Origin of the sequence: Methylosinus sp. RM1, from assembly GCF_011378635.1 — a bacterium.
Classification (GTDB): domain Bacteria; phylum Pseudomonadota; class Alphaproteobacteria; order Rhizobiales; family Beijerinckiaceae; genus Methylosinus; species Methylosinus sporium.
Map to the genome: position 1 here is coordinate 36328 of NZ_WOVC01000031.1, position 6597 is coordinate 42924.

The 6597-nt window shown below is 61.4% G+C and carries 7 protein-coding genes; 2 read left to right on the forward strand and 5 right to left on the reverse strand.

Going from position 1 to position 6597, the window contains the following annotated elements; genetic code table 11:
- Positions 1 to 8: 8 nt before the first annotated feature.
- From FMZ75_RS17015 to FMZ75_RS17030, 4 genes are all read right to left on the reverse strand, one after another.
- Complete coding sequence (locus FMZ75_RS17015) at positions 9 to 293, reverse strand: hypothetical protein (RefSeq protein WP_142863690.1); 285 nt, start codon at positions 291 to 293, stop codon at positions 9 to 11.
- A gap of 2 nt (positions 294 to 295) precedes the next feature.
- A complete protein-coding gene (locus tag FMZ75_RS17020; protein ID WP_142863691.1) occupies positions 296 to 559 on the reverse strand; it encodes a hypothetical protein in 264 nt (87 codons plus the stop codon).
- A 10-nt stretch (positions 560 to 569) separates the two neighbouring features.
- Positions 570 to 2780 carry a TonB-dependent siderophore receptor gene (locus tag FMZ75_RS17025; RefSeq protein WP_246659923.1) on the reverse strand — a complete coding sequence of 737 codons (2211 nt, stop codon included), beginning with the start codon at positions 2778 to 2780 and terminating at the stop codon, positions 570 to 572.
- A 455-nt stretch (positions 2781 to 3235) separates the two neighbouring features.
- On the reverse strand, positions 3236 to 3592 hold the full coding sequence (locus FMZ75_RS17030) for a hypothetical protein (protein ID WP_166144483.1): 357 nt from the start codon (positions 3590 to 3592) through the stop codon (positions 3236 to 3238).
- Between the two features lie 143 nt (positions 3593 to 3735).
- On the opposite strand from FMZ75_RS17030, the gene FMZ75_RS17035 reads away from it, so the two are divergent.
- Both FMZ75_RS17035 and FMZ75_RS17040 read left to right on the forward strand, forming a co-directional pair.
- Positions 3736 to 4782 carry a methyltransferase domain-containing protein gene (locus FMZ75_RS17035; protein ID WP_142863692.1) on the forward strand — a complete coding sequence of 349 codons (1047 nt, stop codon included), beginning with the start codon at positions 3736 to 3738 and terminating at the stop codon, positions 4780 to 4782.
- 173 nt (positions 4783 to 4955) lie between these two features.
- Positions 4956 to 5990 (forward strand): methyltransferase domain-containing protein, encoded by a 1035-nt coding sequence (locus FMZ75_RS17040; protein WP_142863693.1) that lies wholly within the window; start codon positions 4956 to 4958, stop codon positions 5988 to 5990.
- A gap of 140 nt (positions 5991 to 6130) precedes the next feature.
- On the opposite strand, the gene FMZ75_RS17045 is transcribed toward FMZ75_RS17040, so the two are convergent.
- On the reverse strand, positions 6131 to 6448 hold the full coding sequence (locus tag FMZ75_RS17045) for a methylated-DNA--[protein]-cysteine S-methyltransferase (protein ID WP_370464740.1): 318 nt from the start codon (positions 6446 to 6448) through the stop codon (positions 6131 to 6133).
- Positions 6449 to 6597: the final 149 nt, after the last annotated feature.

Sequence of the window (6597 nt, forward strand, 5' to 3'; positions counted from 1 at the left end):
GCTCGTCCTCAGTGCAGAAGCCGTCGACAGAGATAGAGCCCGCCGAAGGCGAGAAGATTGGCGCCGCCGAGCCACAAAACAGCGGCGCGTCCGCTGCGAAAGAAGAAGACGAGGCTCGCGACGCCGAGCCAGACCGGCGCGACGAGCCACATGACGAATTGATATTTGTTGCGCGCCTCGAGGCCGCCCGGCCCCGCGACGGCGAAGAGGCCGGCGAGAGCGACCGCCAATGTGAAGCCGAGGACCGAGCCGGCGACGCTCTTGCTCAGCCAATCGCGGCGAAACTCGGCCATGCTTATCTCCTCCCTTTCAGCGCGGCGAGGCTCGGCAATGCGATCAGCAGCGGCATCGACGCCGCGAGCGTCGCGAAGAAGGCGGTCGAGGACTCGAGACGAATCCGCCAGACCATCCAAGCGGCGAAGAAAAAGGCCGCGGCAAAGAAGCCTGCCTTCCGCCGCCGAACGCGCAAAAGCGATTGTCGCGGCGAGGCGAGATAGAGACAGGCCGAGCCGGCGAGGATGAGCGCGAGAGCCGTTGAATGGATGGATGCCGCCGACATTTCGCTCTCCTCAAAAGTCGACGGTCGCGGATAGGAGAACCGTTCGCGGCGAGCTCAAAGTGACGATGCCGTCCGCAAAATAGGATCCCGCCCAATAATTGTGATCGAGCAGATTATTCGCATTGGCGCGGAAGGTGACTTTTTTGTCGAGCAGCTGTGTCGAATAGCGCAGGCCCGCGTCGAGACGCGCCCATTCGGGAATTTTCTGCGTGTTGGCGGAGTTGACGAATTGCGCGCTCGTGTAGACGACGCGCCCTTCGAGCGTCAGACCCGGAACGAAAGGCGTATCCCATTCGCCGCCGAGATTGACCTGCCATTTCGGCGTGCCATAGGCGGTCTTGCCGTCGAGCTGGCCATTCGCCGTCTTGGTGAGCACGCCGATCGTATAGGAGGCGCCGCCGAGAATGCGCACGCCTTCGACGATCTCGCCGAACACGTTCCACTCTATGCCTTGGTTTCTCTGGCGTCCATCGGAATTGTAGACATTGCCGCTCTTGATGAGGCTCGGCTTCTCGATCTCATAGAAGCTCAGCGTATTGGCGATCGTCCCAGCGTCCCATTTGACGCCCGTCTCGATCTGCCGCGATTTGTAGGGCGGAAACACCTGATTATAGTTCGCCGCCGCCGTGTCGGTGACGCGGTCGCCCTGGGTCAGGCCCTCGATGTAATTGGCGTAGAGCGACATGGGTATCGGCAGAGGCTTGATGATGAGGCCGAAAGCGGGAGTCACCGCGCTGTCGTCGTAATAATTCGTCTCGGCGCCGGTCGTCGTATTATAGCTCTTCGTCTGAACACGCTGCGCGCGCAGGCCGAGAATGAGCTGCGCGCGATCGTCGAAGGCCGAGAGCGTATCGGCGAGGGCGATGCTCGACAGCGTCGTATCTGTCGACTTCGGCGCTTCTCCCGGATCGCGCGCCATGAGCGGCGTGACGGGAAAATAAATGCTCGACACAAAGGCCGAGCTGCGCTGAAAGGTCGAGCCGGTCTTCGATTCGAGATTGGCCGCGCTCAAAGACAATCGGTGGCCGATGTCGAAAGTTCTGAAATCGGCGCGCAGTCCGCCTTGAAACGAAATCGTGTCGGTATAGCCGCGCAGATTGATGGCGGTTCCGCTGTAGCGGCCGAGGACATTGACATTGGTCGCGACGGTCGAATTCGTCAGCCCGTTGAAGCGTGCGTCGATCGCGCCGGCGCTCGCGAACAGGGTGACATTGTCGGCGAGATCATATTCCACGCGCCCCATGGCGCCGGAATTGTTCATTCGGCCAGAGAGTCCGCGGAAGATATTATTGCTGGAATCCGGCGCGGCGGCGACGCCGGTTCCGGTGAAGCTCGCCATTATCGGCACGCCGCCGCGCGCGATCTCCTGGTTGAAATAGGCGTCGAGCGCGATGCGCAGCTTCTCGCCGCGATAGTCGAGCGCCAGCGCCTCTAGCCCACGTTCGCGCGATTGATAATCGAGCGTCGTGTCGCCGCCGCGATAGGCGCCGTTGAAGCGAATGCCGAAAGCGTTGTCCTGGCCGAAACGCCTGCCGACATCGATATGCGTTCCGAATTGCGAATTCGACGTATAATCGGCGGTGACGCTCGTCACGGGCGTGTCGCCGGCCTGCTTGGTGACGAGATTGATCGATCCGCCGACGGCTCCATAAGGAGCCATGCCGCTCAACAGCGCAGCCGGTCCCTTCAACACTTCGACGCGCTCCAGAAACTCCGTCGGCACGCGTCCGTCCGGCGCGACGCCATAGAGTCCGTTGAGCGCCGTCTCGCTGACCAGAACGGAAAAGCCGCGAATGCGGAAATTCTCGCGGACCTGCCCGGAAGACACAGTGAAGCGCACTGAAGGATCATTCTCGAGCACATCGGAGAGCGTGCGCGCCTGCTGATTCTCGATGAGCTTCGACGTGTAGCTCGTCACATTGAAGGGCGTGTCGAGAAAATCGCGATTGCCGAGCATGCCGAGACGCGCGCCGCGCGCCGCCTGGCCGCCGGCGTATTCCTTCGGCAGATTGCCGAGTTCGGCTCGCGCGGGCGCTGCAAAAAGCGCGGGCGCGGTCGATGGCGCCGCAGCGGCGGCAGGGGAAGGCGCATGTCTCTGCGCAGCCGACGCCGCGGCGCGTGTTCGAGGCCGCGCAACGCGCGCCGCAGCTGCGTTCTGCCGAACGATCGGCCGCGGCTTCTCTTTGGGCGCGTCGACAGCCACGGCCGGCAAGGAAGTCACGCCGGGCTCCGCCTGCGCGGCCGCGTCGGCGCTGAAGAGCAAAAGCGCCGCAGCGCTCAGCAATCGACCCGCATCGATACGGCCTTCCGATCGTGTTTCTACTGTAGAACGTCTTGGCGTCGTGGAGCGGGATGGGCTGCGCTTTTGCATGTTTTCCTTCATTCTACACATATAACTACTTTTATTATCGTATAAACTGCACCACACGAGGTCAATTGCAGCAGCGCCTATGTTGAAATGTTTTCAAATAGCATTTTTTGTAATTTCAGCAATGACTTACATCGGTCTTTCCGGGAATTGTGGAATTGTTTTACTTTCAAACAAGGACAGCGCTCTCGAGGCAATGACGGAAAGCAGCTCGAAGCCGCGTCTTTTGCGAGAGCCGCGTGCGGAAGCGGCGGCGCACGGGATGCGGCGCGGGCTTTTCTGGCGTGATCGGGCAGCCGGACATCGCATCATGCCAAAGCCACGCCCGTGTTCGAGGCTCCGGCCTTGGAAGGAAACGAAAGGGCCGAGGTGGCGGTGATCGGCGCCGGTATTACCGGCCCCAGACCTTTTCGCTGGCCCGAGAGACAAATCTGCCTCTCCCACGCGCGAGCGGCGCGACTTCGATCGAGACAAATGTCCTTTATGCCGTCGCCGCGAAAAAGAGCGCCCTTGAAAGAATCGCCATAGTCGGCCAAGTCGGCCGACGCCGCCGAGCCGCCGTGAAAAATCGGCGGAAGCGGCTGGCCCCGAGAATATTGCGATATGTCAATTAGTTTCGACATTTCGAACTTTTTATGTCTGCCGACGCCGATCCGCGTCGACATTCCGGCCGCCGAAAAATTGCATTTGGCCTTCGGGTTGAGGGGCGCTCGATCGTCTATTGAATGAGGACTTCGCGCTCGGCCTCGACGAAGCGAACAGGCCGAGACGATCGCCCTCGATGCACTTTTTCGGAAGGGACGAAATCATGGATATCGATGTCGTCAAAGACTATTACGGCAAGACCTTGCGCAGCTCCGATGATCTGAAGACCATGGCCTGCTGCACGCCCGGCGACATGCCCGCGCGCGTCAAGGCGCTCCTCGCCAATATCCACGACGAGGTCCTCACCAAATATTACGGCTGCGGACTCGTCGTTCCGGATCTGCTCGAAGGCCGACGCGTTCTCGACCTCGGCTGCGGCGCCGGCCGTGACGTCTATGCGCTTTCGCAGCTCGTCGGCCCCAATGGGGAAGTCGTCGGCGTCGATATGACGCCGGAGCAATTGGAGACGGCGCGCGCGCATGTCGACTGGCATATGGACAAATTCGGCTATGATCGCCCGAACGTCAGCTTTCTCGACGGCCTCATCGAGAAGCTCGACGCGCTCGGCCTCGAGCCGGAGAGCTTCGACGTCATCGTCTCCAATTGCGTCATCAATCTGTCGATCGACAAGCCGGCGGTGCTGAAGGGCGTGTTCGATCTATTGAAGAGCGGCGGAGAATTCTATTTCGCCGATGTCTATGCCGACAGGCGCTTGGACGAGGCCGCCCGCATGGATCCCGTCGTCTATGGCGAATGCCTCGGAGGAGCGCTCTACTGGGGCGATTTCCTCGAGCTCGCGAAGGCCGCCGGATTCGGCGACCCTCGCCTCGTCACGAGCCGTCCGCTCGAGATCACCGATCCCGATGTCGAGGAGAAAATCGGCGCGGCGCGCTTCTACTCCGCCACCTATCGCCTATTCAAAATCGACGATCTCGAACCGGCCTGCGAGGATTATGGGCAGATCGTCGTCTACATGGGCGGGGCCGCGGACGCGCCGCACAGCTTCACGCTCGACAGCCACCACGTCATCGAGAAGGGACGCGCATTCCCGGTCTGCGGGAACACATGGCGAATGTTGAAAGAGAGCCGGCTCGCCCCTCATTTCAAGTTCCTCGGCGATTTCTCCACGCATTTCGGCGTCTTTCCGGGCTGCGGAACGAATTTTCCGTTCGCGAGCGATCGAGACGGGGCGACGACGGAATGTTGCTGAAGCCGAAGGCCGCAACAGCATCACGGCGAACGGCAGGTCGACGCGTGGCGCCAGTGTGAGAAACAACGGGGCGCAGCGATCGGAATCAGGCGAAAGCGCGGGCGCAGGTCGGTTCGGCGCGGATTGAGCCGGGACGATCTCGCCCCGGCTCACCAATCGAGAGGGACGAAGTCATGGATATCGACGCCGTCAAAACCTACTACGGCAAGACCTTGCGTGGTTCCGGCGATCTCAAGACCACGGTCTGCGCGGCGAATGATATGCCCGCGCGCATCAAGGCGCTGCTCGCGAACATCCACGAGGAGGTCCTGGCCAAATATTACGGCTGCGGACTGGTCGTTCCCGAATTGCTGGAAGGCCGACGCGTTCTCGATCTCGGCTGCGGCTCGGGTCGCGACGTTTATGCGCTGTCGCAGCTCGTCGGCCCCGTCGGCGAGGTCGTCGGCGTCGACATGACGCCCGAGCAGCTGCAAACGGCGCGCACGCATATCGACTGGCATATGGACAGGTTCGGCTATGATCGGCCCAATGTCGGCTTCCTCGAAGGATTCATCGAAAAGCTGGACTCGCTCGGCCTCGAGCCGCAGAGCTTCGACGTCATCGTCTCCAATTGCGTCGTCAACCTATCGGTGGACAAGCCGGCGGTGTTGAAAGGGGTGTTCGACCTGTTGAAGCCCGGCGGCGAATTTTATTTCGCGGACATGTATGCCGACAGGCGCATGAGCGAGGCCCTCCGCAAAGATCCGGTCGTCTATGGGGAAGGCCTCGGAGGCGCGCTCTATTGGAGCGACTTTCTCACGCTGGCGAAGGCCGCCGGCTTCGGCGATCCCCGCCTCGTCACGAGCCGTCCGCTCGAGATCACCGATCCCGAGGTGGAGAAGAAAATCGGCGCGGCGCGCTTCTATTCCGCGACCTATCGGCTGTTCAAGATCGAAGGTCTCGAACCCACCTGCGAGGACTATGGTCAGAGGATCGTCTATAAGGGCGGCGAGGCGGACGGCCTACGCAGCTTTACGCTCGATAGCCGCCATCTCCTCGAGCAGGGTCGAGCATACCCCGTCTGCGGCAATACATGGCGCATCTTGAAGCAGAGCCGGCTCGCTGCCTGTTTCGATTTTCTCGGAGACTTCGCGACTCATTTCGGCTCCTTCCAGGGCTGCGGAACCAATATTCCCGTCGCGGACGTCGGCGAGCAAAACGTCTCGTGACACCTGCGCCGCACCGAACTGATACGAAGATATTCGCAAAGCGCTCGCGCCCGAGAAGGCCGAGGCAGCGACCATGATCGTCGGTCAACGACCAGCAAAGGCTGCCACGGCCCACCGGAGGAGGGATCGCGATATCCAACCTATCGTTTTCTCGCCTCGGGACGGCCGGCGCGCTCCATATCGAGGAGCGCTCGCTTTCGGTCGACGCCCCATCGATAACCGCCGAGGCCGCCGTCCCCACGAAGCACACGGTGGCACGGCGCCAGCACCGCCAGGCGATTCGCTGCACATGCCGACGCCGCGGCGCGATGCGCTTTCGGCTTGCCTATTCCTGCCGCGACATCGGCGTAGCTGACGACATTCCCTTCACCGCGAACATAGCTCGAAGAATGAGGATCGCCGCTCCGCTTCCTGCCGCCAAATCCGTCCGGCCGCCTAAACGAGACGACGACCGCGATTTGACCACAAGTTCCGGAGTACGCATTCCGGTCGGGCGCCTAGCATTACAGTTGCGTATTTTAACGGTTTCTGACTCACTGAGCCACCATGATTCGGTTCGGGGGTCATGGGATGGCGGGAGCTTCGATCGAGACGACGCTGGAGTTGT

What these genes read in the sequence shown, in the direction of transcription:
- FMZ75_RS17015 (WP_142863690.1), bottom strand. Translation starts at nt 293, where the DNA reads ATGGCCGAGTTTCGCCGCGATTGGCTGAGCAAGAGCGTCGCCGGCTCG.
- FMZ75_RS17020 (WP_142863691.1), bottom strand. Translation starts at nt 559, where the DNA reads ATGTCGGCGGCATCCATCCATTCAACGGCTCTCGCGCTCATCCTCGCC.
- FMZ75_RS17030 (WP_166144483.1), bottom strand. Translation starts at nt 3,592, where the DNA reads ATGTCGACGCGGATCGGCGTCGGCAGACATAAAAAGTTCGAAATGTCG.
- FMZ75_RS17035 (WP_142863692.1), top strand. Translation starts at nt 3,736, where the DNA reads ATGGATATCGATGTCGTCAAAGACTATTACGGCAAGACCTTGCGCAGC.
- FMZ75_RS17040 (WP_142863693.1), top strand. Translation starts at nt 4,956, where the DNA reads ATGGATATCGACGCCGTCAAAACCTACTACGGCAAGACCTTGCGTGGT.